The following is a 25,509-nucleotide window of genomic DNA, read 5'->3' as shown; positions in this document are numbered from 1 at the left end:
CTGGATCCTCAGGGTTGCTGGCTTGCGGTGGTGGAGAAGATGTAGCGGGCGAAGCGCCACTGGCCGTCGGCGCCGCGCCGCAGCAGGAACAGTTCCTGGTTGGCTTCGGCATGGGCCGGCGCGGTGCCGCCGACCGCGCGGACGCTGCCGTTGGAGCGGGTGCGTGCGAACGCCCAGTCCTTCGACAGCAAGCGGATTTCGTCGACGCTGAAGCGGACGTCGAGCTTGATCGCGTCGAAGATGCGCCGATAGGTGGCGCGCACCGCGTCGCGGCCGGCGGCCGGCGACTGGCCTTGCGGCATGAACACGGCGTCGTCGGCGTACAGCGTCATGACGCTGTCGAGGTCGGAGGCGTTGAGCGCGAGTTGATAGCGGTCGAGCTGCGCGGCGACCGCGGCCTTGGCCGTGTCGTCGGCGTTCGGCGCGGCCAGCGCCGACAGCGGCAGCAGCGCGGCCAAGACCGCGGCGGTCAGCGAAAAACGATGAGCGAACTTGTTCATGACAGTCTCCTGTGGAGTCGGGTCGAAAGGGATCGAGTCGGGTCGGTCCGGGTCATACCCGGACCACCAGTTTTCCGAGCGCGCGATCGGCTTGCATCACGCTGTGCGCGCGCCGCACTTGGTCGAACTCGAAGGTTTCGCTGCGCAGCGAGGGCATCCGTCGCGCGGCGATCTCGCCGGCGATCCACGCCAACGGGCTGTCGCGCAGCGGCAAGGCCGGCGTGCCCAGCAAGCCGCTGGGGAAGAAGCTCAGCGCGCTCGCGCCGGGAAGATCGAGCATCAGATGCAGCCGTTCCAGCGACGGCGGGCCGCCGAGCAGGCCGATCACGCTGGCCGCGCCGAACGGGCGCAGCGTCTTGAGGGTGTCGCGCACGCTCGATGCGCCGACGACTTCGAGCGCGGCATCGACGCCGGCCGGAGCGATCTCGCGCACGCTGCCGGCGATCTCGCCGCTATCGACGACGATTTCGTCGGCGCCGATGTCGCGCAGACGCAAACCGTTATCGGTCGAGCGGGTGGTGGCGATCACCTTGAGCCCGCGCGCCTTGGCGTAGGCCACCGCGGCCATGCCGACCGAGGAGGTCGCGCCGCGCACCAGCAAGGTCTGGCCCGGACGGATGCCCAGACGCTTGTCCAGCGCGCCCCACACCGTGAGATAGGCTTGCGGCAACGCCGCCAGTTCTTCCCAGGGCAGGTCGATGCCGTCCACCGCGATCAGGTTGTCGCGCAACACCGTCGCCTGCTCGGCGTAGCTGCCGTTGCGGGCGAACTGCAGCCCGCCCATCGCGGTGGCCACGCGTTGGCCGATCCGGAAAGTCCCGGACGGGTCGTGAATCACTTCGCCGACCGCTTCGATCCCGGGCACCCGCGGCGCGGCTATATCGCCCAGCTTGCCGGCGCGCAAATACACTTCGGCGCGATTGAGGCCGAACGCGCGCACCCGGATCTGCACTTCCTCGGCGCCGGGCTCGGGCGAGGCGATGTCGCGCAACTGCAGGGCCTCCGGGCCGCCGGCGCGTTCGATGACATAGGCTTTCATCGGCGTGGCCTCAGGCGCGCGGCTGGTTGGTGGCGAACAGATAGCGGTGGATCTTCCACGCGCCGTTCTCGCGCTTGAACACGAACAACTCGTTGTTGCCCTCGGCGATATCGGCGCCGTTGGCGAGAATGCGGGTGCGGCCGGCCGAGCTGGTGCGGACCCAGGCCCAATCGCCGACTTCTTCGATCTCGTGGATGGCGAAGCGCACGTTCAACTTGATCGTGGCGAACACCTGCTCATAGCCGGCGCGGACCGCGCCGAGGCCGACCAGCGCCGGCGCGTTCTGCGGCATGAACACCGGTTGGCTGCTGTAGAGCTGGACGATGGCGTCGGTGTCGTTGCCGTTGAGCGCGGTTTCGTAGGACTTGAGCACGGATTGGATGTTCATGAGCGGGACTCCTGGGTGGCCGGCCGGGGTTGGCCAGCGGGTGACGACAGAGTCATCCGCTCATAAACGGAAGTGAATGCCTATTAGCGTTACTGCTTCTCTCAAAAATGGTAGGTTTACCGGCATGGATCTCAACGCCGTGCAGATGTTCGTCAGCGTGGTTCAGGCCGGCAGCCTGTCGGCGGCGGCCGAGCGCATGGGCATTGCGTTGCCGACCCTGAGCCGGCGGATTCGCGAGTTGGAGCGGCAGTTGCGGGTCGATCTGCTCGAACGCTCGGTGCGCGGCACCCGCCTGACCGAGGCGGGCGCGCGGTTGTACGAGCACGCCGGGCGCGGCATCGAGGCCTTGCTCGACGGCGAGCAGGCGGTGGTCAGCGATCAGGCCCGGTTGCGCGGCCGGCTGCGTTTATCGCTGCCGCCTTCGTTCGAGCCGTGGTGGGACTTGTTGTCCGCGTTCCAGCAGCGCTATCCCGATATCGATCTGCAGGTCTACACCACCGACCGTCGGGTCGACTTGATCGAGGACGGCATCGACGTGGCCTTGCGGGTCGGCGCGATCGCGCACGAGGCGATGGTGGCGCGGTTGATGCTGTCGTATCGCCACGTGCTGGTCGCCAGCCCTGGGTTGATCGAGCGGCTGGGCCGGCCGGCGCGGCCGGAAGATCTCAATCGTTTTCCGTGCGCGGTCTGGTACGTCGGCGGCGGCAGCGGCGCCTGGCGTCTGGGCGAGCAGACCATCCAGCCCGCTGCGATCCTGTCCACCAACGATTACGCGCACTTGCGCCATCGCGTGCTCGACGGCGCGGTGGTGGCCGAATTGCCGCCGTTCCTGGCCGCCTCGGCGGTGAGGCAAGGGCGCTTGACCGTGTTGTTGCCCGACTATCCGCTGCCGCAGCAGCAGATCAACCTGCTGTATCCCTCGCACCGGCATCCCTCGACCATCGTCCGGGCGTATCTGGATTTCTGCCAAGGCCAATGGGCGCGGTTCATCGATCTGTCCGGCTTGTAGCGCAACGCGCCCGATCGAGCCTGGGCGGCTCGATCGGGCCACCGCTCAAGGCGTCGCCTTCCAGGTCTGCGCCGCGGCCGGCGAATTCACCAGTACCGCGTTAGCGCCGCGCGCGACCGCTTGCTGGTAATCGGCCTGGGTATCCACGCCGATAAACAGGATCCGCACATCGCGATGCGCCGAACGGAAGCAGGCGACCGCCTGCGGCGTCCACAGCGTCGCGGCGGGGATCGGCGACAGGCCGACACCGAGAGTGAAGGTTTCGGTGACGTCCAGACGCCGGCGCCATTCGAACGCGGTCCAGGTCTTGGCCGCGGGCGCCTGATCGCAACGTTGCTCCAATGCCACGGTCAGCAGGCGCTGCCGGCTCGCATCGCGCGATTCGAAGCTGCGGGCTTTCGGGTAATCCTGCCAAGCCACGTTGAAGGGCGCGTCGGTGGAATAGAACAAAGTGCGGTTCCATTCCTGGCGTTGTTCGATCAGCTTGGCCACCGCTTGCACCAGCGGCGGCGCCGGCAGCGATTTGAGGTCGAGGATCACCGGGATGTTCGCCGGAATCGCTTTGAGCGCTTGTTCCAGGGTCGGAATCGGCGTGGGTTTGTCGCGATACGGATAGCTCGGCGGATTGCTGCCGGGCGTGGCGAAATTCCAGCCCGCATTGAGCTGGGTCAGCTGTTCGGCGGTCAACGCCGAGACCGGGCCGCGGCCGGGCGTGTTCGCCGACAAGTCCTGAGGCCGGTACAGCACCGGCACCGCGTCGGAACTGAGTTGCACGGTCAACCACACCGCGTCGGCGCGGTTGCTGAGCGCGCTGCTGATCGCCAGCAAGGTGTTTTCCGGCGCGTCGGCGGCGCCGCCGCGATGGGCCACGATCCACGGCCGCTGCAGCTCGTGGGCGAGGGCGGGAGCGCTGGCGGCGAACGCCAGGCCTGCGAACAAAACTGTCTTGAATAACCGTTGCATGCAGCACCTCTCGGAGGATCGGAAGGGTTCGACCGCCGCGGGAATGCGTTCGCGGATGCGTGGGTTCGGCGTGGCCGGCGGATTGCTCGCGCCGTGGGCTGCGTGCCTTCGCGGTCGTTGCGGACAAGCGATAACAGGCGCCGCCGCGTTCACGCCAGCGCTGCCGGGCGCGATCCTGCCAAGGTTTGTGTGAGCGCGTTGGCAGGAATCGACGACAACGCCGCGCGGTTAAGTTTCCTCGGCCTCGGCGTGCGCGTCGTACACCACGATCAGCACCTGCGCCTGAGTCTTGCCCAGCGAACGCACGCGGTGCGGAATCTGCGCGTCGAAGTACACGCTGTCGCCGACGCCGAGCTGCACGCTCTGGCCGGCGAACATCACCTCGACCTCGCCGCGGTGCACGAACATCAACTCCTCGCCGGCGTGTTCCTTGAATTCCGACGCGGCGAAATCCGGCGGCGGATACATCATGAACGGCAGCAGCTTCTTGTGGCTGAGCTGGGTCGCGATGCCCTCGTACGCGGGCTTGGCGGCCTTGCCGGAACGGGCGATCGGCGTGCGCTCGCCGGCGCGCACGACGGTGAACGAAGCGCGCTCGCCGGCGTTGTCGGAAAACAGCTGCTCGACATCGATCTTGAACGCGTGCGCCAACTTCAGCGCCACCGCGATCGACGGCACGCTCAGGCCGCGCTCGACCTTGGACAGATAGCTCTTGGTCAGCCCGGTCTGTTCGGCCAGGGCCTCGATGGTCCAACCGTACTTCTTGCGCAAACTTCTGAGTCGAGCCGCCATAGCCGCACCTGTTCTGGTAGCGCTATTGTCTCACATGACACTTTGTGTCATAAAGGCTCCGCAGTGTTCTCACGCCCCCGGCCTTGGCTTCCGCGGCCGCTCCGCGGCGTCGGCGAGCACGCGCTCCCAGCCACCGCTCCCCCCGAGTACGGCGTCGAACTACGAGGTCTCCCCCATGGCTACCACCCTGCAACTCGATAAAAACACCCTTGTCGCCAAGGCCCACAAGCGCATGCAGCAAGTGCTTCCGGACAACGCCTGGACGCTGAAACAGAAGCTGGCGCTGACCTGCCGGATCCTGTTCGACGCCGGCCACGATTCCGGCCTGGCCGGGCAGATCACTACCCGCGCCGAAACGCCCGGCACCTACTACACCCAACGCCTGGGCCTGGGTTTTGACGAAATCTCCGAGCGCAACCTGTTGCTGGTCGACGAAGACCTCAACGTGCTCGAAGGCGACGGCATGGCCAATCCAGCCAACCGCTTCCACAGCTGGGTCTACCGCGCGCGTCCGGACGTCAACTGCATCATCCACACCCACCCGCTGCACATCGTCGCGCTGTCGATGCTGGAAGTGCCGCTGATGGTCTCGCACATGGACATCTGTCCGTTGTTCGACGACTGCGCCTTCCTCAAGGAATGGCCCGGGGTTCCGGTCGGCAACGAAGAGGGCGAGATCATCGCCGCCGCGCTCGGCGACAAGCGCTCGATCCTGTTGGCCCACCACGGCCAGTTGGTGGCGTGTTCCAGCATCGAAGAGGCCTGCGTGCTGGCGGCCCTGTTCGAACGCGCGGCCAAGTTGCAGTTGCTGGCGATGGCCGCCGGCGAGATCAAGCCGATCCCCGAAGCGCTGGCGCGCGAAGCCCACGACTGGATCTCCACGCCCAAGCGCAGCCAGACCACCTTCGCCTACTACGCCCGCCGCGCGCTCAAGCAGCACGCCGATTGCCTCAACCCCGCCGCCTGACGCGCAACGACCAAGGAGTTACCCATGCACTTGCCCAACTTCCACGGCATCGTCGCTTACCCGATCACGCCGTTCCACGACCACGACGGCACCGTCAACGCCGCCATGCTCACCCGCCTGATCGACCGGCTGATCGACAGCGGCGTGCACGCGATCGCCCCGCTCGGCAGTACCGGCGAAAGCGCTTATCTCAGCGAGGCCGAGTGGCGCCACGTGGTCGAGATATCGGTGGTCCACGTCGACAAACGGGTGCCGGTGATCGTCGGCATCTCCGAACTGACCACCGACGCCGCCGCGCGCCGGGCGGTCTTCGCCGAACAGGCCGGCGCCGACGCGATCATGGTGCTGCCGACCTCGTACTGGAAACTCAGCGAAGACGAAGTGTTCCAGCATTACGCCAGCATCGCCGAATCCACGCGCCTGCCGATCATGGCCTACAACAACCCGGCCACCAGCGGCATCGACATGTCGCCGGAACTGATGATCCGGATGACCCGCGAAATCGACAACGTGCGCATGATCAAGGAAAGCTCCGGCGACATTCAGCGCATGCACCGCATTCGCGAGTTGTCCGACGGCCAGGTGCCGTTCTTCAACGGCAGCAACCCGCTGGCGCTGGAGGCCTTCGCCGCCGGCGCCAGCGGTTGGTGCACGGCGGCGGCGTGTCTGATTCCGGAACAGACCTTGAGCCTGTACGCCGCGGCCAAGGCCGGCGACATGAACCTGGCGCGGCAGACCTTCTATCGGCAACTGCCGCTGCTGCAGTTCATCCTCAAGGGCGGTTTGCCGAAAACGGTCAAAGCCGGCTTGCGCCTGGACGGATTGGAGGTGGGATCGCCGCGCAATCCGGTGCTGCCGCTGGATGCGGCCGGTTGCGATGCGCTGGCGGCGATCCTGCGCAAGGTGAACGGCGAAGGCGCTGCGTTGGCGGCGTGATCCCAAACCAATCTGGTTGAACGCAGCGCGAAGGGCGTCGATCGCCCTTCGCGCTTGCGTGCGCGCGGCGCTGTTTGCTTCAAACCGCATAGGCCGCGCCTATCGAAAGCAACGGAAGAAACGATTTCACACCGCATCGGCTAGCGTCTAACGTCGAAAGCCACCCGATCCCCACCGGAAGCCACGCCATGAGCCAGCAAAACGACGACAACCCCAAGCCCAGCAAACTCACCACCGCCTTCGGCGCGCCGGTGGTGGACAACCAGAACAGCATGACCGCCGGCCCGCGCGGCCCGGTGTTGATGCAGGACGTGTGGTTGATCGAGAAACTCGCCAATCTCAACCGCGAGATCATTCCCGAGCGGCGCATGCACGCCAAGGGCTCGGGCGCATTCGGCCAGTTCACCGTCACTAACGACATCAGCCGCTACACCCGCGCCAAGATCTTCAGCGCGGTCGGCAAGCAGACCCCGATGTTCGCCCGCTTCACCACCGTCGCCGGCGAGCGCGGCGCGGCCGACGCCGAGCGCGACATCCGCGGCTTCGCCCTGAAGTTCTACACCGAGGAAGGCAACTGGGATCTGGTCGGCAACAACACGCCGGTGTTCTTCCTGCGCGACCCGCGCAAGTTCCCCGACCTCAACAAGGCGGTCAAGCGCGATCCGCGCACCAACCTGCGCAGCGCCCGCAACAACTGGGACTTCTGGACCAGCCTGCCCGAGGCCCTGCATCAGGTCACCATCGTCATGAGCGACCGCGGCATTCCCGCCAGCTACCGGCACATGCACGGTTTCGGCTCGCACACCTACAGCTTCATCAACGCAGGCAACGAACGCTTCTGGGTCAAGTTCCACATGCGTACCCAGCAGGGCATCAAGAATTTGACCGATGCTGAAGCCGCCGAGCTGATCAGCGGCGACCGCGAAAGCCATCAGCGCGACCTGTTCGGCGCGATCGAGAACGGCGATTTCCCGAAGTGGACGGTGTACGTGCAGATCATGCCGGAGACCGACGCCGACAAGGTGCCGTACCACCCCTTCGATCTGACCAAGGTCTGGCCGAAGAAGGACTATCCGCTGATCGAAGTCGGCGTGATCGAGCTCAACCGCAATCCGGAAAACTTCTTCGCCGAGGTCGAGCAAAGCGCGTTCGCGCCGAACAATCTGGTCCCGGGCATCAGCTACTCGCCCGACAAGATGCTGCAGGCGCGGTTGTTCGCTTACTCCGATGCGCAGCGTTACCGCCTGGGCGTGAACCACCATCAGATTCCGGTCAACGCCGCGCGCTGCCCGGTGCACAGCAACCATCGCGACGGCGCGATGCGGGTCGACGGCAACTACGGTGGCACCTTGCACTACGAGCCCAACAGCTACCAGCAATGGCAGGAACAGCCCGAGTACCGCGAGCCGCCGCTGAAGATCAACGGCGATGCGGACTTCTGGAACTTCCGCGAAGACGACGCCGATTACTACAAGCAGCCCGGCGATCTGTTCCGGCTGATGACGCCGGCGCAGCAGCAGGTGTTGTTCGAGAACACCGCGCGGGCGATGGGCGATGCGCCGGAGTTCATCAAGCGGCGGCATATCGCTAATTGCAGCAAGGCCGATCCGGCTTATGGGGCTGGGGTGGCCAAGGCGGCTGGGTTGGATTCGACGGCCTAGTAGGAGTGTTTGACAAGGCCGATGCGTCCTTGCCGCTGAGAGCAAGATCAAAATGGATTCCGGCTTTCGCCGGAATGACGGTAGGTGGGTGGCGCGGTTTTGTGGGCGGCTGTTGGCTGCCGTAGATAGAAGCGGTGCGAATGTAAGCAGAAACCCGGCCATAAGGCTGGGTTTCTTGCTGTGGGTCAGGCGAGTGCGAAGGTGCCGAACGGCGTCACGGCAAGGCGCAGCCGTCGGGGCTGCATTGGCCGTCTTGCGTCGGGCGTGTCGACGGGTCGGGATTGCTCGACGCGGTCGAAACAGCCAGAACGGGCTCGGCGACCAACTGGCCGATGGCCGCGCCCAAGGCCATGTCGTCGATAACGCCGAAGTGATTCATCCGGATCCGGCCCTGCCGGTCGATCAGTACGACGCTGGGCGTGCCGCGCAATCGATAATCGCGCATCGTCGTCGGCACCGGGCCCGACGCCGCGGGCCGGTCGATGCCGATGGGGAAATCCAGACGGTACTCGGAGACGAAGGCGCGCAACGCCGCCGCGGTCATCACCGAATGGTGTTCGAACACGCTGTGCAGGCCCAGCACCGCGACATCGTCCGGCGCGAACAGGCGCCGGATCTTGCCCGCCTGCGGCAGGCCATGGCTTACGCAGGCCGGACACAGCATCTGAAAGGCGTGCAGCGCCACCACCCGCCCGCGCAAGGAGGCCAGCGAGAGCGGATGTTCGGTGTTGAGCCACTGCTCGATATGAAGGGCGGGGGCTTGTGGATACGGGGTTTGCATAGGCGCAGTGCTCCGATGACAACGAACGCGACGCCCGCGAAGGCCGTCACCGGCCTTCGCGGGCGCGAATCGGCGCAACCCGCCTCAAGCGGCGGCGCGCAACTTGACCGCCGGGAAATCGAGCGCGACTTCGAAGGCTTCGTTGACGTAGTTGGTGAACAGGTTCAAGGCCACGTGGGCCAGGATCTCGACGATGTGTTCGTCGTCGAATCCGGCATCGCGCAGCGCCTGCACCTCGCTCTTGTCGACCTGGCCGCGCCTATCGACCAGCTTGAGCGCGAAGCGCAGCGCCGCGGCAGTTTTCGGATCGGCCGACTGGCCGGCCTGCGCGGCCTTCATCTCCTCGGCCGACGCGCCGGCCTTGCGGCCCAGGGCAGTGTGCGCGGCCAGGCAATAGCCGCAGCCGTTGCGGTCGGCGACGGCCACGGCGATCTGTTCGCCGAGCTTGGCGCCGATCACGCCGGCGCCGAGCGCACCGAACGAGCCCCACATGCTCGCCAACGCCGCCGGCGAATGGGCGACGACGCGGAACATATTGGGCGTGGCGCCGAACGCGCCGTGGATTTGCGCGAGCAAGGCCTTGCTGGCGTCCTTGGTGGTGGCTTCGGTGACGGGATCGATACGGGACATGGGGGCTTCTCACAGAGTCGGTGCGGAATGCACGCAGCCACTGTAGTGACGCCGGGAGTATGATTGGTGCCGATAAGTCCAGATTACGTACCAATTCGTCCATGAACGCGACCGCCCCCATCGACCGGCTCACCTCGCTGTTCCAGCGCTTCCAGGTGCGCGCGCATCTGCTGCACGCCGGGCCGTTGTGCGGGATCAACGACTTTTCTTCCGCGACCAATCGCGGCTTCCTGCACGTACTGCGTCGCGGCGAAGTGGAACTCACCCATTCGCCGCGCTCGGGCCTGCCGCGCCGGATCGTCGTCGACGAACCCAGCCTGATCTTCTATCCGCGGCCGCGCACGCATCACTTCAAGAACGCGCCCAGCGAAGGCTCGGACTTCGTCTGCGCCACGCTGGAATTCGCCGGCGGCAGCGCCCATCCGATCGCCCGCGCCTTGCCGGAGTTGTTGTTGTTGCCGCTGGATAAGGTCGAAGGCATCGAGCAATCGCTCGCTCTGCTGTTCGACGAAACCCAGCGGGTGCGTTGCGGCAGCCATCTGTTGGCCGACCGTTTGTTCGAGGTCGTGTTGATCCAACTGCTGCGCTGGCTGATCGACCATCCCGACGCCACCCGTTCGCCGCCGGGCCTGTTGCACGGATTGGCCGACCCGTCGTTGGCGCGGGCTTTGGTCGCCATCCACGATCGGCCCGAGGATGTGTGGACGCTGCCGCGGATGGCGCAACACGCCGGCCTGTCGCGCAGCGCGTTCGCCGCGCGCTTCAAGGCGGTGATGGCGACCACGCCGGCCGACTATCTGGCCGACTGGCGGGTGAGCATCGCCCAGGCACAATTGCGCGGCGGCGTACCGGTGAAGACCATCGCCGCCGATCTGGGCTATGCGAATGCCTCGGCGCTGTCGCGGATGTTCGTGCAGCGGGTCGGGCGCTCGCCGCGGGCGTGGTTGTCGGAGCAGGCGGAGTAAGCGCGGCGTGGTGGCGCTACCGCGCGACGCGGGCCGCCCGGCGGCGCCGAGCGGCTCGCGTTGCCGGCGTTTACATCACGCAGCCGGCGTACACCTTGGATTTGTTGGTCGCCCGGCCCCAACCCGTATCGCCGCAAGCGGCCGGTTGGCTGATGCCGACCACGGTGGTGCCGTCGACGTCGTAGTAAACGACCGAGCAGAAACAGCCGCTGGAAGCGGTGGCCGCGCCGGCGCCGGCGGACAGCACCAACACCGCGCCCAATACCATCAACTTGATGTTTCGCATCGCAATCCTCTCCTGGCTTGCTGCGGCCGATCGCCGCGTGGCGAAGATAACGCCGCCGCGCGCGCGGCAGCGACGCGGAAATCAAGCGTTACAATTGCGCACAGATTACGGTGACCGCAATCGAATCTGACTGCGAGACGGATCACAGAGTCGCATCGAATGGGGGCATTGCGGGTCGCGCCGATGTTGCGGTGGCGACGTCCGACCGCGCAGCGCGCCGACGATCCCGGCGCGCGAATCGAACCACATGCCATCGGCGCGCCGGTGTTCTGCCAGCAGATGGCGCAGGGCGATCGATCGCCTGTTCGCGCCGGTCGAAATCGAGTTGGGCGAGTCAATCCGCGCTCAGCGCACTGACCATGACGTAATACCCGTCGGGATCGCGCAGCGCGAACTCCAGCGTCCCGGTGCTCGGGTTGAGATTGGGCTCTTCATCGAGCCTGGACACCAGCGTGCGGGCTCTGCCCAAGCACGCGTCGAAGTCGTCGACGCGAAAGAACAGCAGCAAGCCGTTTCCCGGCTGCGCGCTGTCGCGGCTGGCCAGCGATGGATGCTCGTGCGCGCCCCATCGGTGCAGACAGATCAGCACCGTGCCGTCGGTATCGCGGATCTGCCCGAAATGCTCATGCGCCGGCGCGGAGCGGGCCTGGCCGAACAAGGTTTGATACCAAGCGAAGCTGACGGCGACATCGGCCACGCCGATGATGGTCCAGGTGCGCTTCATGGCGTCCTCCCGTCGTCCGACCTTGGGCGTTCCAGGCCATCGCGCGGCCTGGATTCGAATGAGTCGCCCTATCCTATGGCGACTTATTCCCCCGAGCGGGACACGATTCATCGGACGCCGCGCAGACCGTTACCGGCGTGCCCAACACGCCGGTGCGCGAGACCGGGACCAGTTCCAGTTTCCAGCGCACCTGCCCGTCGGCGTCCGTGGTGATGCCGGTCCACGCCAGACTGATCGACACCTCGCCGCGATGGTCGCGTCGCAGCGCGAGCGGATAGGTGGGCAACAACCCGGCATCGTGGACGCCCGCCAGCGCCCGGACGAAGACCCCGTGTTTGTCGATATCGCGAGCGGCCAGGCCGGAAAGCGCCACTCGGATGAAGCCGACGCCGTTGCAACTGTCGTCGGCGGACATCCGCGGAGCGAAGTAGACCTTGCGTACGCCGACGCGGGCTGGCTGCGCCGAAACATCCTGGCTCGCCTGGAGCTGAAACTCCGGCGACTGGTACAACCGACATGCGGACGCGGCAACGGGAACCAGCCATAGCAGTGCGATCGCGGCGAAGCATGATTTCATGATGTCGGGGGCCCCAGTCCATTCGAGCCGCGGTGCGGGAGTCGACCGCGTGGCGAAAGTCTAAGGCCAGTCAGGGCTTCAAAGTCACCTTGACCGCGTTCTTCGCCTCCTTGGTGGAGAACCTCAGATAGTTCACCCCGCAATCGGAGTGTTTCTCCGCGACTGTGAGGTAACGGCCGTCAGGATCGCGGACCTTGTACAGATCGCCCTGGTTCTTGCCCAGATTCTGCGAACTGAAGTTGTAGCTGCCGGCGGGGACGAAGGAAAAGCGCTCGTGGCCGGAAGATCCGGACGGGCGCACGTAGCCGTCCGACTGGTACCAGTAGTAGCCGCTGTAACTCCCGCTGAGGATCTTGACCTCGCAAGCCACATGGCCGTCGCCGTCCTTGCCGCAGTTGGTCAGCTCGAACTTGTTTCCGCCGACATTGGTCTTGAGCAGATAGCTGGCGTAGGTGCTGCGTTGAATGACGCCGCAGTTGCCTTCGACCGCGGCGGCGTAATCGAAGCCGCTGGAATCGGTGGTCGGGCTGCTCGGACTCGGCTCGCCGAGGTTGAGCCTGAAGATATCGCCTTGTTGTATCGCGTAGGCGCTGATCGGAAACAACAGCAGCAACGACAGGCAGATCCGTACGTTGGGCGATCGCGTGGTTTTCACGGCGGATGGCTCCTTGGACTCGGGGGATTGGGGTGCTGCTGCGGCCACCGGCGCCAGTGCGGAAACCGCGCTTGGCGGCCGCGCATGAAGCCGAACGCGAGCGTCGACACTCGCGGATTCATCGCGGTCGCTGCGGGTTTTTGGCGTCGGATTTCGCTGCTCGCGTCCGCGAGACGGCCGCCCAGTCGTCGCGACGACGGCGCTGCTGCGTGCCGTCCGGCTCAACGCAATCGGCCAACCGCCGCGCGGGCGAGGCATGAGGAAAGCTAGCCGCGTTCATTCCATCGGAATGTGATCGTCATCGATGGATGAGCGTTGGTGGGCGTCGCGTGTCGGACGCCGCGAGCTAGTACGCCAGATCGAGTTTGACCCATGCCGATCGGCCCGGCTCGTTGATCCGCATCGGATCGGCGGGATGACCGAAGCGAACGATCGCGGCCCGCTCGAACGACAACGCTGGCGTCACTGGGATGTTTCGAAGGAGAACGGCTGGGATATCACCCGGCAGCCGCTGCGATCGAGCAGCCTGAGCCTGTACGGCCCGGCTCCGCGTTGCGCCTGCGACGCCAGCAAGACGCGCTCCTCGCCCGGGGCGATTTCAACCACGCCGTCCGCGGGATCGACGTGTTCGATGATCGCCACCGCATCGATCCATCGACGCTCGGATTGGCGTTGGAGGGTCGCGATGGAGGGATGAAGAACGACCGGTCCGGCGCCCGCCGTGTAGGCGGGGAAGGCGAGCGGTTTGGACGTGTTGTTGCGGATCGAATACTTCCCGTACACGTAGTTCCAATCCCGCTCTCGCTCGGCGTCGTTGCCCAGATAAGCGATGACCGCCCGGCCCCGCTGGTGGCCGCACTCGCCCGACACCGCCGTCCCCGATGCGACGGTCAGCGCCGCCAGAGCGATTAGCGCAACATCCTTGATGCGATTCATGGGCTGTCTTCGGTGGATGGTTGGATCCTTTGGATGCCGGCGGTGATCGCGATGCGGCTGCGGTCGTAGAGCGGCATGCAGGCGGTGCTTGCGCAGAGCATTCTGCAACTAGTCCCCGCTTTGATCCAGGCCGGGCGGCCCGTGTCGGACCGCGCGCCAGGAACGATCCGTTGCGAATCGCCCTACGGCACGGCCTTGCCGTCGTCTGCGCACGCGCGTAGCGTTCCTCGCTCATCCGCTCGCAACCGCCCGGAGGGGCACCGCATGAAATTCGATGGGCAGCGCTTTCTGGTGATCTACTCCGGCGTCCTGACGCTCGCCTTCGGCGCGGCGATGCTCAGCGGGTTCTCGCAAGCCAACAAGAAGATCGTCGTGGAAGAACTGGAGGTCCAGCGGATCAAGGTGAAAGAACCCGACGGCACCTTGCGCCTGCTGGTCTCCAATGCGGCGCTGGCGCCGGGGATCTACATCAAGGGCAAGGAATATCCGCACCCGAACCGGCGAGTCGCCGGCATGATCTTCTTCAACGACGAAGGCACCGAGAACGGCGGACTGATCTTCGGCGGCGAGAGAGGCAAGGACGGGACCAAGCAATCCTTCGGGCACCTGTCCTTCGACGCCTACGAACAAGACCAGACCATGGCGCTCAACTCGCAGGAAGGCAAGGACGGCCGCGCGACCAAGCTGCAGTTCACCGATTACCCCGACCATTCCATCGTCGAGGACATCGAGTTCATGGCCTCGCTCAAGGATCTTCCGAAGGACCAGCAAGACATCAAGAAGAAAGCCTACTTCGACAAGAAGGGCAAGCCCACGCGCAGAATGCGCCTGGCCCGCGACGCCGACGGCAGCGTGGTGCTGGCGATGAACGACCTGCAGGGCCGCCCGCGCATCACGATGAAAGTCGCCGACGACGGAACGCCCTCGCTGCGCATGCTGGATGAGAAGGGCGCGGTCGTCGGCGAACTGGTGCCCAAGCCTGGGTCCAAGACCGGTGGGTAACGGCGTCCGCGGATTGGGCGAGGGCGCTGCCGTAGCTGCGCCTTCATTGAGCTACAGCGTGAATCAGCTAGCCAACGAACCGAAGTCTGCTGCGGGCGGCCGCCGGCAACGTGGACGGTTCAGCGCTCGCCTTCCCAATAGTTGATGCCGCCGGCGGCCTTGCCGATGAACTCGAACGGCGCTTCGGTATTCAAGTCGGCCTCGGCCATGAACTTGCCGGAGTCGGGGTAAACGCAGATCTCCGGATCGTCGGTGGTTCCGATGGAGATGTACTTCAGCGTCGCCGACGAGGTGTTGAGGATCTGGTGCGGATACTGCGGCCCCGGCGGGATGCAGATGACATCGCCGGCCTTGATCGGCAACAGCTGATCGGCGACGCGCAGCGTGCCCGAGCCTTCGATCACGATGAACATTTCTTCTTGCGCGTAATGCGAGTGATACGGGCATACGCGTTTGCCCGGCGGGACGACGTCGAACACCGCGGCGAGCTTGCGCGCGGCCGTGCCCTCGGTGATGCGCGCGCGGTCGCTCGCGTAGAGCGGATCGCGCTGGAACGGATTCAAAGGAAGCTGGTGGATGTTGCGGATCAACAGTTCGGCAAGAGCGTTTGCTGTATCGGTCATCGGTCGACTCCGCTGGGTTCAGGGTTGATTGCCTGGCGCGTCTGGAAAGCTTTCGCTGTGTGCAGGGCAGATCGGACGGGCGGTCGGAATCTGCGTGGCGCACAGAGGCTACCAAGTTCGGAAGAATCCAGTCACGCTAAGGAGCGTCCGAGCGCAACGAGGAACGCGCCACCGGCGGGACCGCTTGCATCGGCTGATGTGGCGGCCCGTTTTTTACCGTTTCGCCCGCTAGCGGAAACGAAAAGGACTTCCAGATGAGTACCCGAGCCAAGCCCCGCCGCGCATCGATCCTGGTCCTGCTGATGGCCATGACCGTCTGCGTCGGCCCGGTGGCGGCCCAGAATCCAGCGGCGGCAGCGGTTCCGCCTGCGCCTGCGGAGCCGACCGGGGCGGTGCTGGAGGCGCCGCCGCTGCCGATGTCGCCGCCGCCGGCGTCCTCGTTGCCGCGCACAACGCCGGTCGACGTCGACGACTATGTCGGTTACCCGGCGACCGCTCCCACCCATCGCGTGGGCGATGCGATCCAGGTGTTCGCGCTCAAATCGACCTGGGCCAAGCCCCCGGTCGCCAGCCATCCCCAAGCCGCGTCCAGCGACCTGCTGACGATCATTCCGGCCGAGGTGGTCGCGGTAAAGCCGGATCGCAGCGTGCGCATCCAGGGCCTGTTGACGCTGGATGTCAGCGGTAAGGAGCAGACTTACCGGGTCTCCGGCCGGGTCCGCCGCCAGGACCTCGGCATCGACAACGCGGTGGTATCCAACCGGATCGCCGACGCCGAGCTGGAATTGGTCGAGGACGGCGGAATGGATCCTTCGCGGCGTCAACGCGCGATCGAGAATATGTACAAGTTCCTGAGCCTGCAGCGGGCGAAGTGATCGGTCGCGCCGCCTTGGCGCTAGCGGGAGGCGGCTACAGCCAGTGATGTTCTGCAGGCAATAGGTGCGTTGCGCGCAACCGGAAAGTCGTTGGCTCGAATGAGCAAGGTCGGGACACAGCCAGCGGACCGCAGTCGGTCGCAGCCCTTCGGTAAAGCGATCGCGCCGGCTACGCCATACACCGCACGCGCGCATCGTACTTCTTGCTTCCGATTTGCTTAGAATTGGCCACGCTCAAGCCCAGGGTCTCGGGCGGACGGGATGGATCTCATTCATTGAAGAACAGGAGTTTCTATGAGCGCTGCAACAAGTCCGGAAGTAATAGCGTTCCGCATCGATCGACTTAGGCGCGCCCCCATGGGCTGGACTATCTGGGTCGCGCTTTTCACAGCCATTAATGGGTTCTGCGCTGCGACCAACTCGGACTTCATGATTCCGGCTGGCCTGACGTTGCCATTCTCGATCGCCGGTGGCTTGTCTCACTTCATCGCGGCGGGTTTGTTCGTCGTGCTCGCGGTCGGCTCTAAAAAGGTCAGGCCACTACTGTACGTGAGCGCACTCATCTATCTGCTCGACACGGTGTTCTCCGTCTATGTGCAGATCTGGATGAGTGTGGTCATGCATTTGGTGGTAATTGGATTTGTGCTCTTCGCGCTCGGCGCAGCGCGTGGGCTTGCCGATCAGCAAGCGAAATCGGCAGCCAAGAGCAGCCAGCTCACTGAGTAGTGCATATTCGATCCGACGCGACGTGACGCGATCGGGATTCCGAGTCGGCGATGCAATTCAATTGAATTCCAAGGCGCGCGCAATTCCGAACGCAAGTGCTGGCTTGGAGAAGCGAACATGGACGATGGCTTGATAAGTCCGTTCGCCTAGCATGCGGTCCCCGGGAGCATTTTTGCGTTGTCGCAAGAATGGATAAGCTAATCAACCGGCAGCGTTGAGGGCTAGAAAGTGATGGAACACGGCGACAAGTTCAGAACGAAGGTGAAAGTCGACGCGACGAAAAAAGCGGCGGCTTGGCTTGTGTTGCTTGCCGGCATTGCGATTTCAAATTCTGTGTTCGCCGCGCCTGAGAACCGTCCGCTGCCGACGGGCTGCGCGCTGGCGCAGCGCCCAGCGCCGGCTGAAGCTCCCGGCGCTGATCTCAGGTCCACTTTCCCGCCGGTGCAGCTTGATATTCGCACGCCTTTCGAGCCAAGTGCTTTCAGCGCGGGCGGGTATCGCTACCTCGTCTACGAGCTGCTGCTTCTGAATCATTCGGAAGATGCGGTGAAAATCAATGGGCTGGATGTCCTGGCGCCAAGCGCTAATGGCGAGAGCGTCTTGTTTTCTCTGTCGGGAGTTTCGATGCAGAAGCAGCTCAGCCTGATCGGTGGAGGCGGTCTCGATGCGGAGCATCCGTTAGCGGCGGGTCGATCCGCCACCGCCTACTTATGCTTGGCATTCCAGAAGGGCACGGAGGTTCCAAGCCGCCTTCGCCATCGTGTGCTTTTGGACTCGGCGATAGCGGAAGGGCCGGTCATCGGAACCGCCGCAGGCCGCGTAAAGGTGCTTTCAAGTCCGGTAAGGGGCAGCCACTGGCTGGCGGACAACGCGTTGGCGCTTGATCGTCATCATCGTCCCGGATTGTTTGTAGCAGGCGGGAGCGCGCAGATCTCGCGTAGATACGCCATCGACTGGAAGCAGCGCATTGACGGCGATGTCCAATCAGGTGATGCAGCCGACGTGCGTACCTATCATGCGTATGCGAAGCCGGTGTTTGCGGTTGCGGACGCGACCGTGGTCCGAGCGAAAGATGGATTTCCCGATAACGTCCCACGAACCGCTGCGGGTTTTTCACCGGCGGTGCCGTTGAGCATGGAGACCTTGGCGGGCAATACCGTCGTACTGGACCTTGGCGACGGACAGTTCGCCCATTACGCGCATTTGCAACCTGGCAGCGTGGCGGTCAGAGTCGGACAGCGCGTTCGGCGAGGTGCGCAACTGGCGCGGATAGGCAATTCCGGCGATGCGCGATGGCCGCATCTTCATTTTCAGGTGAGTACGGGGCCGGACATCATGAACAGCGAAGGCGTTCCTTTCGTCATTGATCGGTTCCGCGCGACGGACGGCTCTGGCGGAATAAGTACCCGCAGTCTGGAATTTCCATTGAGTGGGGATGAGCTGACGTTCTGAAGGCGATGGCCAAGCCGGGTCTGCAGACGGACATCGCGCTGGCGCGGTTGGCGATTCAGCAACAGTCTTGAACGGGGCGTGCAGATGGCGGGGAGAGTGTCCCGTCGATGTGGCATGCCCAAGGCTACGGCGTTGGCCACGCAGGGAACGTGAGATCGGCCACATCGTTCGCCAACTGGGCCGCGTGCGATGAGGCTTGCGAAAAATGGCGTTGCGCTCGCAGGCACGCATGGCCTGCAGCTTTGCAGTGTAAGGCGCGCTGAAATTATCCACCGATATGGCATGTTCGAAATTCAATTCGGCCATGGGGCATTGTCGAAGTCCATTGAGTGTTGTCTATTGCGGCGCGTGAGCCGCGAGTGGCAGACGTTGGTCGGCGGTTCGTCGAATCGATGCAAGCCGTCACGCCGGTCCGAAGCGTCGCGCCGTCTGCGCGCTACACGACAACACTTGCAGGACAGAACTACTGCTCAGGGGGTGCCCATGTACGCCGATACATCCGCTGCCGTCGTCGCTTCACCGTTGCGTCTTATATCGTTCGGCTTGATGCTGGCCGCCGTGTCCATGCTTCCGGCGCAGGCGCAGTCCAGCTGGAAATCCAGCAACCCCGGTGGCGGCGGCGCGTTCAACTCGCCGGTAGTGACCAGCGAAGGCTATTGGGCGGTCGGCTCGGACCTCGGCGGCCTCTACGTCAGCACCGATTCGGGCGCCAGTTGGTCGGTCGTGGGAGCGACGGAGGGACTGGCGGTCACACACGTGTCGGCGATCGCATCGCGTCCGGGCAAGCTGCTGATCGGCACCGAAAACGGGTTGTTCCTCGGCAATAGCAACGGCACGGGCTTCAGTCGCAAGTATCCGAGCGGCTACATCGCCGCGGTGGCAGTGTCGGCCGACCCCAATATCGTTTACGCCGCGGTCCATTCTGGATTCGATAGCCTGCAGCCCTACCTGATCCGCTCCACCAACGGCGGCGAAAGCTGGAGTCCGACCGGTTCGAACTTGCCGGCGAATCTGCGCGTGACGGGAATGCGCACGCATCCGGTCGACACCAACGGGGTGTGGGTGCTGAGCGGCCGTGGCCGCTTCCCTGAGCGGACCGAGGACGAAATCCCCTACCACGCCTACTTTTCCACCAACGGTGGGGCCAGCTTCATTCGTCTGGATCCGCAGCAGGGACGGGTGGTCGATGTCGCGTATGCGCTGGATCCGAACAATCTCAATCTGATGTACGCCAGCGTGGTCGATGCGAACCATACCGCGCGGCTCTACAAATCCACGGAAACCGGATTTTCGTGGAGCTTGATCGGTAGCGGCGCGAGCGTGCCGGCCGGAATGATCCTGGCCGACCCGGCCAACGCGAATCGCGTGCGTGTGGTCGATCTGGACAATCAGGCGCTGCGCGTGCCCGGGACGTATGGCAGTTTCCTGTGGGAAAGCACCAATGCGGGTGCGAGCTGGAGCAAGCGCACGCTCAGCCTATCCGGCGGTTGGTCGCGCGCCGATGAGGATTGGGGCATGGGCTACAGCTACCAAGGCATGGCCCAGACCCTCGGCTACAACCCGGCGCGTCCGCAGACGGTGTTGTGGAGCAACAATCAGTTCGTGCATCGCAGCGCCGATGGCGGCCGTACCTGGGCCGACAGCGCGTCGCTGGCGTCGGGAAGCGGCTGGCGCTCGCGCGGGCTCGATAACGTCGTGCCGATCGTGATCGAGCAGAGCCAGGCCGATGCCAATCTGGTGTACGCCGGCTACATGGACATCGGCCTGTGGCGTTCCGACGACGGCGGCGGCAGTTGGACTGCGCTCAACCCCAGCGCGTACACCGGCGGCTGGGCCGGCAAGGGCGGCAACACGCTCAGCGTGATCGCCGATCCCGCGCGCGCCAACGTGGTGTGGGCGCAGATGGGCGGCAACTTGGAGCGATGCGGTACTCCTTGCAATGAGCCGATGTATTTGCTCAAAAGCAACGACCGCGGCGCGAGCTGGCAACGGTTGACGCAAGGGTTGCCCAATCCGATTCGGCGCCTGGAAGGGCTGGTCGTGGCGCATGACAGCGCCGTGGATTACCGCTGGGTCACCGCAGCGGTCAACGGCGACATCTATCAGAGCCAAGACGGCGGCAGCACGTGGCAGCGCGTGCTCGACTGCCCAGGCGACGATTGCTTCCGGGTGTACTACACGGCCAGCAACGGCATGTTCGCGCTGTCGCCCACGGCGATCTATCGATCCTGGCAAGGCGGCCCCGCCGGCAGCTGGAGCGCGATGGCGTTGCCGGCCGACCTGGTTGCCGGCTGGACGCCGGGCCAGCACTGGTTGCATCACTCCTGGGTGTACGCCGGTCCGATGGACCTGGCCAGCCGCGACAACAATCTGTGGATCGCGGTGAAGGGCAACAACAAAGGTTTGTACCGATCCGGCGACTATGGACAGAGCTGGACGCGCGTGCAGGCCAGCAACTGGGCGCGCAGCGTCAGCGTGCATCCGAGCACGGGGCGGGTGTATTTCGGAAGTTCCAGCGCCGTACTGGCGGGCAACTACGCCGCCGACAGCCAGGGCGTGCTGACCAGCGCCGATGGCGTGTCCGGCTTCGTGGCGCAGAACGCGGGCTTGGTGTTTCCCTTCGCGTTGTACACGCGCGTCTCGGCGAACGGGGCGCTGTGGGTGGCGTCGCCCGGGCAGGGCGTCATGAAGTGGCGATGACGGCGACTGCATAGCGGTAAGCCGCAACGTCAGTACCTGGGTCGTCGTCTGATCGGTCGGCGGCCATAGCGCCTGCGCGACGGTTTCCGCTATGGCAACCATCTGCCGTTCGCCATGAGATTGGCGACCTGTTCCCCTGCGTTGAAGATCTGCGGCCGTATGTCGACTGGCTGGACGAGGAGTAGGCAGAGCCAAGAAGGCGACGCAGGTAAGCGCCTGGTTGCCTGTGCGATGGCAAAGTGCTGTCTGGACTGGCGAGATGCTCCCTAATCCAAGGGCGTCAGTTCACTCATATGGGACAGCAAGAACCGATGTTCGATGAAGCCGCTCTCGTAATGGCCGACCACGTATGGGTCGGAGTCCTGGTTATGGGAGCGCGGATACAGCAGCCCGGTGGGATGAATCGTCCGGACTCGGGACGAAATGAGCGTGTCGTAGCTGAAGCGAAGCCGTTTCCCGTCGTGGATGGCGGATTGGACCAGTCGCTCCAGCGGCGACATGGGAATGCCCGGGCCGTAGGACGAAGCGAGTATCCGACTCGGTGTGAATCGGCTGAACCATTGGCTGAGCATGCAGACCACCTGGTGTTGATGGCTCTCTCCCTTGAGCCGGGCGCCGCAGCGGGGGCGGGTTAACGCGCCCCTGGGTTTCTTGCCTTTCGTCACATTTTACGACTGCCTTAACCACTGACACTCACTAAAACTCACCACAAATATCACCATAACTATGTCCATTTGGCACATCGTCCCTTTGACTCTGCCAGCGCGGCGACGACGGCGGCGTGTTGCGTCGCAATAGTTCCGGGTAAATGGCCTGCGGCTTGCCGTGGCGGTGCAGATCCGTTCTGAAGCCGCTTCGTATGTGCTCTGATCGCTAGATGCACTCCATGTGCCTGATTGGCATATGTTTTTGGCGGGTCTTTCGATTTGCACTGCACGTCCCGTTATCGACTTGATCGCGTTGACGCACGCAGCCTTGCCGCACCAATGAGGGTTGCGCATCGTCGACATTGCCTGGCGCCCAGGCAATCGACGCGGCGAAGGAAAGAATTCACGTGACACGCAACGCTGCTGTCCGCTCCACGGAGGGTCTTCAACGCGTCCATCCCCTCGGCGCTTGGTCTGTGCTCACGCTGGCCTTGGTCGGGCTGACGGCGTGCGCGCAGCCCTCGACTGATCCGGCCCCGGTAAAACCCCAGGAGACCTCCGCCATGACGGCCCCCGGTTCCGGCCCCCCCTCTTCGCTAGACCAGGCTGGCGATGCCGCTGCGGCGACATCCGATCAAGCCGCGGTGCAAGCAGACCAGACAGTAACTGCGGCCCCGAGCGCCCCTCGTGTCTTGGTCCCCGAGGGGCCTGCTCTGACGCCCGAGGAACTTCAGGCAAGGCTCTTGAAGCTCATCAAGGGACTCAGCACGGCAGCTCAGACGGAAGGCGCGCAGGTCGCTCGGATGCTGGGCACACCGTTGACCGCGGCCGCGGAGAGTCCGGGCCGGCTGATCGCCGAAGGCGACCTCGGGGAAGGTGGGCGTTACCACGTCGTGGTCAGCTCCGTTTACCCCAACGTGCCGGGCCGCCGCGTCGAGGTTCGCTTCATCCCGCCTCGCTGGCGCGGCGACCCGCGAAACCCGGAGAGTGCGCTGACCAACTGCGGCTTGGCGTTCGAACCGCTGAGCGATGCGCTGGTCAAGCTGGGCTACTCGCGCACCCGCGGGCCGACCCACCAGCGCGAACGTTGGTCGTTCCGCAAGGATTTCCCCCAGAACACCATCGCCTTCTACATCAAGGCCAACCTCTACCGCGCTCAGGACGGCACCGCCGAGGGGCGCCCTTGCGTTTTGTCGGTGCAGATCGACGCGGACAGCGCGGATCTGAGCCATGGCTGAGGTGCGCCCCGAACTGAGGCCGTTGATCGAGGATCTGGCGAAGCAGAAAGATCTACCTCCGTCCGCCGTGGCCGACATGGAGGCGGCGATCGCCACTTCGCCCTACCTGTCGAGCGTCATGGTCGCCGCCATGAACCAAGGGCAGCTCAGCCGACTCTCGGTGACGACGCAGCCCCACGAGGGCGGCCATTACGACACGGCGTCGAAGACGGTGTTCGTGAGCGTCGACGCGTTCACCGACAAGTCGATCGAGCCGCAGGCCCGCATCGACAAGATCGCCAGCGTGATCGGGCACGAGGTGGGCCACGCCCTCACGGCCCCTGCGCGGTCCATGGAGATCGAACGCTTGTCCGTCGCAATCGAGATCGCGTTGCGCGACGCCGCCGGCAACGCGTCCTACGTCGATTTGACTCGCGAGAGCCAGCGTTACCTCGATTTCACCCGCAGGGACGAGGCGCTCGCAGAGTTGGTGGGCATGAATGCGCTGGCGAGCCGCATCTCGGGCGGGCGCCCGGCCCAATTCAACGTCGACGAATTCTTGGACCGCGTGGCTCCGACGACCCGCTGCGTCGACCAACCCAAGGAGAACCGACCGCCAGCATTGGCTCCCGGGATCCACCTGCGCAACGACGGCATGCAGCACACGGGCAACCGTTTCGACAGTCCCGCCATCGAAGCGGTCGCCGCGTGCCATTACGACAAGGGCGCTGGCTTGGGACGCGACGGCAGCTCCAACTACCGCAACTACTACGGAGGGACCGTTTTGGAGACGATCGCGGCCAGACGGGCAGAGTTGGGTGCATCCAGCACCCAGCCCCTGCCCGAGGTCCGCTTGGATCTGACGAGCTTGAAGCTCGACCTGCACCAATTGGAACGCAACGGCCTGGACCTGGGCGGTCCGAGCAAAAGCTTGGGTATCACGGACACCAGCCACGGCAAGCTCGAGCTCAAGACCGTCCGGGACACGAGTTCGGCGATGGACAAGGCGCCCAGGGACGCCGTTGCCGAAAGGGCGCAGCCGATCCAGGCGGACAGCCCCGGTCATCCCGATCACCCGGCCTTCGAAATGTTCCATCGCGCGGTCCAAGCCGACGGTCGTTGGAGCCAGGCCGAGGCCCGTAACCTCGCCGCCGCCGGCTTGGCGGCGGTAAAGGCCGATCCCACCGTGGGGGCGAACCTCACTGGAGTCGTGATCGGCAGAGGGGCGGACGGAAGCACGAACCTCATCGGATATGCGTCTCCGCACGGACCGGCCGGTCCGCACCACCACTTGGCGATCGACGCAGGCAACGCAGCCCAAGTGCCGGCGGAGAAGAGTCTGGGACGGGTGGAGCAACTCAACCAGCAACAGAGCCAGCCGCAGCCCCCATCACCCACGCAGGGGCCGGAGGGACCGTCTCAGGGCGGTCCCAAGATGACCCTCTAAAGCATTCGTCAAAGTCGCGCCTGAGTTCTACGACCTATCGCTTCGCGCTGTACACGCGTGGGTCGTCGAACGGGATGCCGATGGTGCCGTGGCTGAGTCAAGGCATCATGAAGTGGCGTTGAGTGGTGGCTATGACTGCGGACGGCGGGCGCGCAGCGGCAAGTTGCGACACGAGTACGCGGATCGAAAGTTTGATCCAAATTTTTTTGGCATCTACGCCGTCAAACCGCTCTTTTTGGACCAACGCTAAGCCGTTGAAAAAGAAGGAAACGTAAAATCGGGGATTGGACTAAAAAACCAACGCCCTGAGAAAACAGAGAGAAACGTGGGGGTGATCGGCCCCGTTTCGGTCGAAACGCGTCGACCTAAGTCCAACCCCCCAAACGCAAAAACCGCCGAAAACAAGGCGTTTTCGACGGTCGCTGAATTCGAAATAGAGAGGTTCGAACTGGGGATATTGGCGCGCCTGTTCGCGCTAAGTCCAACCTCGATTGACATGCGCCCGGAGCCCCGAAGACCCGAACTCTACCGATCAAGTCCATACATGCCCCGCGCGTTGGTACCCAGAGTACTCTTAAACCCTAATGAATTGAGTTCCGACGATAGCCGCTCTCGGCAGCATCGCTGAGCGGGCGCTTCCATCCGCTTTTGATAAGCACATGGCTTAGCCTATGAAAGCTGCGACGCGCTGCCAAGCAGCGGCTTCGCCTCGTTTAACGATGGCTAGGGAGCGGACCCGGTAGGCGCCATCGAGCAATACAGCCGCGCGAACGTCGGCGAGGTGTCCCGCACCTGCCGTCCCTGGTCCAGCAACTGGTCGTAGCCCCCGCGGTGCCCGGGCCACCAGCACGCCCCAATGACGCTGGAAGTTAAACGCGCGCTCGGCGTCGGAGGCGTCCCAGATTTCACCCACTTCGAGGGCATCGAGCAGGGCGGCGGCGCGGGCCTTGGCGCGACGGATCGAGAACGGTATCACGGCGAGCTCAGGGCTGGGGGCTGCGGGGACCGGGC

Annotated in this window: 26 protein-coding genes; 12 read left to right on the top strand and 14 right to left on the bottom strand. The window is 64.6% G+C overall.

Annotated elements, in window-relative coordinates; genetic code table 11:
- Window positions 1-8: 8 nt before the first annotated feature.
- Genes V7787_RS19555 through V7787_RS19545 form a run of 3 tightly spaced genes read right to left on the bottom strand, consistent with a single transcriptional unit; the run spans window position 9 to window position 1,927 of the window.
- The gene (locus tag V7787_RS19555) at window positions 9-500 is read right to left on the bottom strand and encodes a YybH family protein (RefSeq protein ID WP_336089181.1); all 492 of its coding nucleotides are present in this window, start codon (window positions 498-500) and stop codon (window positions 9-11) included.
- Between the two features lie 52 nt (window positions 501-552).
- Window positions 553-1,539, bottom strand: a complete 987-nt coding sequence (locus tag V7787_RS19550) for a zinc-binding dehydrogenase (RefSeq protein ID WP_336089180.1) — start codon at window positions 1,537-1,539, stop codon at window positions 553-555.
- A 10-nt stretch (window positions 1,540-1,549) separates the two neighbouring features.
- Window positions 1,550-1,927: a YybH family protein gene (locus V7787_RS19545; RefSeq protein ID WP_336089179.1), complete on the bottom strand. Its 378-nt coding sequence runs from the start codon at window positions 1,925-1,927 to the stop codon at window positions 1,550-1,552.
- A gap of 124 nt (window positions 1,928-2,051) precedes the next feature.
- Here V7787_RS19545 and V7787_RS19540 point away from each other — a divergent pair, with 124 nt between their 5' ends.
- Window positions 2,052-2,936, top strand: coding sequence for a LysR family transcriptional regulator (locus V7787_RS19540; protein ID WP_336089178.1), 885 nt, complete (start codon window positions 2,052-2,054; stop codon window positions 2,934-2,936).
- 45 nt (window positions 2,937-2,981) lie between these two features.
- Here the strand turns inward: V7787_RS19540 and V7787_RS19535 are convergent, their stop codons facing one another.
- Both V7787_RS19535 and V7787_RS19530 read right to left on the bottom strand, forming a co-directional pair.
- Entirely contained in the window at window positions 2,982-3,899 is a 918-nt protein-coding gene (locus V7787_RS19535; RefSeq protein WP_336089177.1) for a glycerophosphodiester phosphodiesterase family protein, read from the bottom strand.
- Window positions 3,900-4,127: 228 nt separating this feature from the next.
- Entirely contained in the window at window positions 4,128-4,691 is a 564-nt protein-coding gene (locus tag V7787_RS19530) for a helix-turn-helix domain-containing protein (RefSeq protein WP_336089176.1), read from the bottom strand.
- A 175-nt stretch (window positions 4,692-4,866) separates the two neighbouring features.
- Between V7787_RS19530 and V7787_RS19525 the strand changes: the two genes are divergently transcribed.
- From V7787_RS19525 to V7787_RS19515, 3 genes are all read left to right on the top strand, one after another.
- The gene (locus V7787_RS19525; protein ID WP_336089175.1) at window positions 4,867-5,658 is read left to right on the top strand and encodes an aldolase; all 792 of its coding nucleotides are present in this window, start codon (window positions 4,867-4,869) and stop codon (window positions 5,656-5,658) included.
- Between the two features lie 24 nt (window positions 5,659-5,682).
- Window positions 5,683-6,594 carry a dihydrodipicolinate synthase family protein gene (locus tag V7787_RS19520; RefSeq protein ID WP_336089174.1) on the top strand — a complete coding sequence of 304 codons (912 nt, stop codon included), beginning with the start codon at window positions 5,683-5,685 and terminating at the stop codon, window positions 6,592-6,594.
- Between the two features lie 188 nt (window positions 6,595-6,782).
- Window positions 6,783-8,255, top strand: coding sequence for a catalase (locus V7787_RS19515; protein ID WP_336089173.1), 1,473 nt, complete (start codon window positions 6,783-6,785; stop codon window positions 8,253-8,255).
- A gap of 214 nt (window positions 8,256-8,469) precedes the next feature.
- Here V7787_RS19515 and V7787_RS19510 read toward each other — a convergent pair whose 3' ends face one another.
- Both V7787_RS19510 and V7787_RS19505 read right to left on the bottom strand, forming a co-directional pair.
- Window positions 8,470-9,036, bottom strand: a complete 567-nt coding sequence (locus tag V7787_RS19510) for a redoxin family protein (protein WP_336089172.1) — start codon at window positions 9,034-9,036, stop codon at window positions 8,470-8,472.
- An 84-nt stretch (window positions 9,037-9,120) separates the two neighbouring features.
- Entirely contained in the window at window positions 9,121-9,666 is a 546-nt protein-coding gene (locus tag V7787_RS19505) for a carboxymuconolactone decarboxylase family protein (RefSeq protein ID WP_336089171.1), read from the bottom strand.
- Window positions 9,667-9,767: 101 nt separating this feature from the next.
- Here V7787_RS19505 and V7787_RS19500 point away from each other — a divergent pair, with 101 nt between their 5' ends.
- Entirely contained in the window at window positions 9,768-10,631 is an 864-nt protein-coding gene (locus tag V7787_RS19500) for an AraC family transcriptional regulator (RefSeq protein WP_336089170.1), read from the top strand.
- 70 nt (window positions 10,632-10,701) lie between these two features.
- On the opposite strand, the gene V7787_RS19495 is transcribed toward V7787_RS19500, so the two are convergent.
- The 5 genes from V7787_RS19495 to V7787_RS19475 form a co-directional block, all read right to left on the bottom strand.
- On the bottom strand, window positions 10,702-10,917 hold the full coding sequence (locus V7787_RS19495) for a DUF6289 family protein (RefSeq protein WP_336089169.1): 216 nt from the start codon (window positions 10,915-10,917) through the stop codon (window positions 10,702-10,704).
- A 334-nt stretch (window positions 10,918-11,251) separates the two neighbouring features.
- Window positions 11,252-11,641: a VOC family protein gene (locus V7787_RS19490; RefSeq protein ID WP_336089168.1), complete on the bottom strand. Its 390-nt coding sequence runs from the start codon at window positions 11,639-11,641 to the stop codon at window positions 11,252-11,254.
- 73 nt (window positions 11,642-11,714) lie between these two features.
- The gene (locus tag V7787_RS19485) at window positions 11,715-12,218 is read right to left on the bottom strand and encodes a hypothetical protein (protein ID WP_336089167.1); all 504 of its coding nucleotides are present in this window, start codon (window positions 12,216-12,218) and stop codon (window positions 11,715-11,717) included.
- A 70-nt stretch (window positions 12,219-12,288) separates the two neighbouring features.
- The gene (locus V7787_RS19480) at window positions 12,289-12,873 is read right to left on the bottom strand and encodes a hypothetical protein (protein WP_336089166.1); all 585 of its coding nucleotides are present in this window, start codon (window positions 12,871-12,873) and stop codon (window positions 12,289-12,291) included.
- Between the two features lie 462 nt (window positions 12,874-13,335).
- The gene (locus V7787_RS19475) at window positions 13,336-13,809 is read right to left on the bottom strand and encodes a hypothetical protein (protein ID WP_336089165.1); all 474 of its coding nucleotides are present in this window, start codon (window positions 13,807-13,809) and stop codon (window positions 13,336-13,338) included.
- A gap of 264 nt (window positions 13,810-14,073) precedes the next feature.
- Between V7787_RS19475 and V7787_RS19470 the strand changes: the two genes are divergently transcribed.
- The gene (locus tag V7787_RS19470) at window positions 14,074-14,811 is read left to right on the top strand and encodes a hypothetical protein (protein WP_336089164.1); all 738 of its coding nucleotides are present in this window, start codon (window positions 14,074-14,076) and stop codon (window positions 14,809-14,811) included.
- Window positions 14,812-14,930: 119 nt separating this feature from the next.
- On the opposite strand, the gene V7787_RS19465 is transcribed toward V7787_RS19470, so the two are convergent.
- Window positions 14,931-15,434 (bottom strand): cupin domain-containing protein, encoded by a 504-nt coding sequence (locus V7787_RS19465; RefSeq protein WP_336089163.1) that lies wholly within the window; start codon window positions 15,432-15,434, stop codon window positions 14,931-14,933.
- 254 nt (window positions 15,435-15,688) lie between these two features.
- Between V7787_RS19465 and V7787_RS19460 the strand changes: the two genes are divergently transcribed.
- The 4 genes from V7787_RS19460 to V7787_RS19445 all read left to right on the top strand — a co-directional run bounded on the left by V7787_RS19460 (window position 15,689) and on the right by V7787_RS19445 (window position 21,187).
- Window positions 15,689-16,309: a flagellar basal body L-ring protein FlgH gene (locus V7787_RS19460; RefSeq protein ID WP_336089162.1), complete on the top strand. Its 621-nt coding sequence runs from the start codon at window positions 15,689-15,691 to the stop codon at window positions 16,307-16,309.
- A 294-nt stretch (window positions 16,310-16,603) separates the two neighbouring features.
- Window positions 16,604-17,035 (top strand): hypothetical protein, encoded by a 432-nt coding sequence (locus V7787_RS19455; protein WP_336089161.1) that lies wholly within the window; start codon window positions 16,604-16,606, stop codon window positions 17,033-17,035.
- 231 nt (window positions 17,036-17,266) lie between these two features.
- The gene (locus V7787_RS19450; protein ID WP_336089160.1) at window positions 17,267-18,487 is read left to right on the top strand and encodes a M23 family metallopeptidase; all 1,221 of its coding nucleotides are present in this window, start codon (window positions 17,267-17,269) and stop codon (window positions 18,485-18,487) included.
- Between the two features lie 483 nt (window positions 18,488-18,970).
- A complete protein-coding gene (locus V7787_RS19445) occupies window positions 18,971-21,187 on the top strand; it encodes a WD40/YVTN/BNR-like repeat-containing protein (RefSeq protein WP_336089159.1) in 2,217 nt (738 codons plus the stop codon).
- Window positions 21,188-21,453: 266 nt separating this feature from the next.
- On the opposite strand, the gene V7787_RS19440 is transcribed toward V7787_RS19445, so the two are convergent.
- Window positions 21,454-21,759 (bottom strand): WYL domain-containing protein, encoded by a 306-nt coding sequence (locus tag V7787_RS19440; protein ID WP_336089158.1) that lies wholly within the window; start codon window positions 21,757-21,759, stop codon window positions 21,454-21,456.
- A gap of 818 nt (window positions 21,760-22,577) precedes the next feature.
- Here V7787_RS19440 and V7787_RS19435 point away from each other — a divergent pair.
- Together V7787_RS19435 and V7787_RS19430 are read left to right on the top strand one after the other, a co-directional pair.
- Complete coding sequence (locus V7787_RS19435) at window positions 22,578-23,072, top strand: hypothetical protein (RefSeq protein WP_336089157.1); 495 nt, start codon at window positions 22,578-22,580, stop codon at window positions 23,070-23,072.
- Entirely contained in the window at window positions 23,065-24,498 is a 1,434-nt protein-coding gene (locus V7787_RS19430; protein ID WP_336089156.1) for a hypothetical protein, read from the top strand. Before V7787_RS19435 ends, V7787_RS19430 begins: the two co-directional genes overlap by 8 nt.
- The last annotated feature ends 1,011 nt before the right edge of the window (window positions 24,499-25,509 follow it).

Source organism: Pseudomonas sp. CGJS7, from assembly GCF_036961695.1.
The sequence above is the reverse complement of the archived record's forward strand: the minus strand, read 5'-3'. Positions and strand labels throughout refer to the sequence as shown.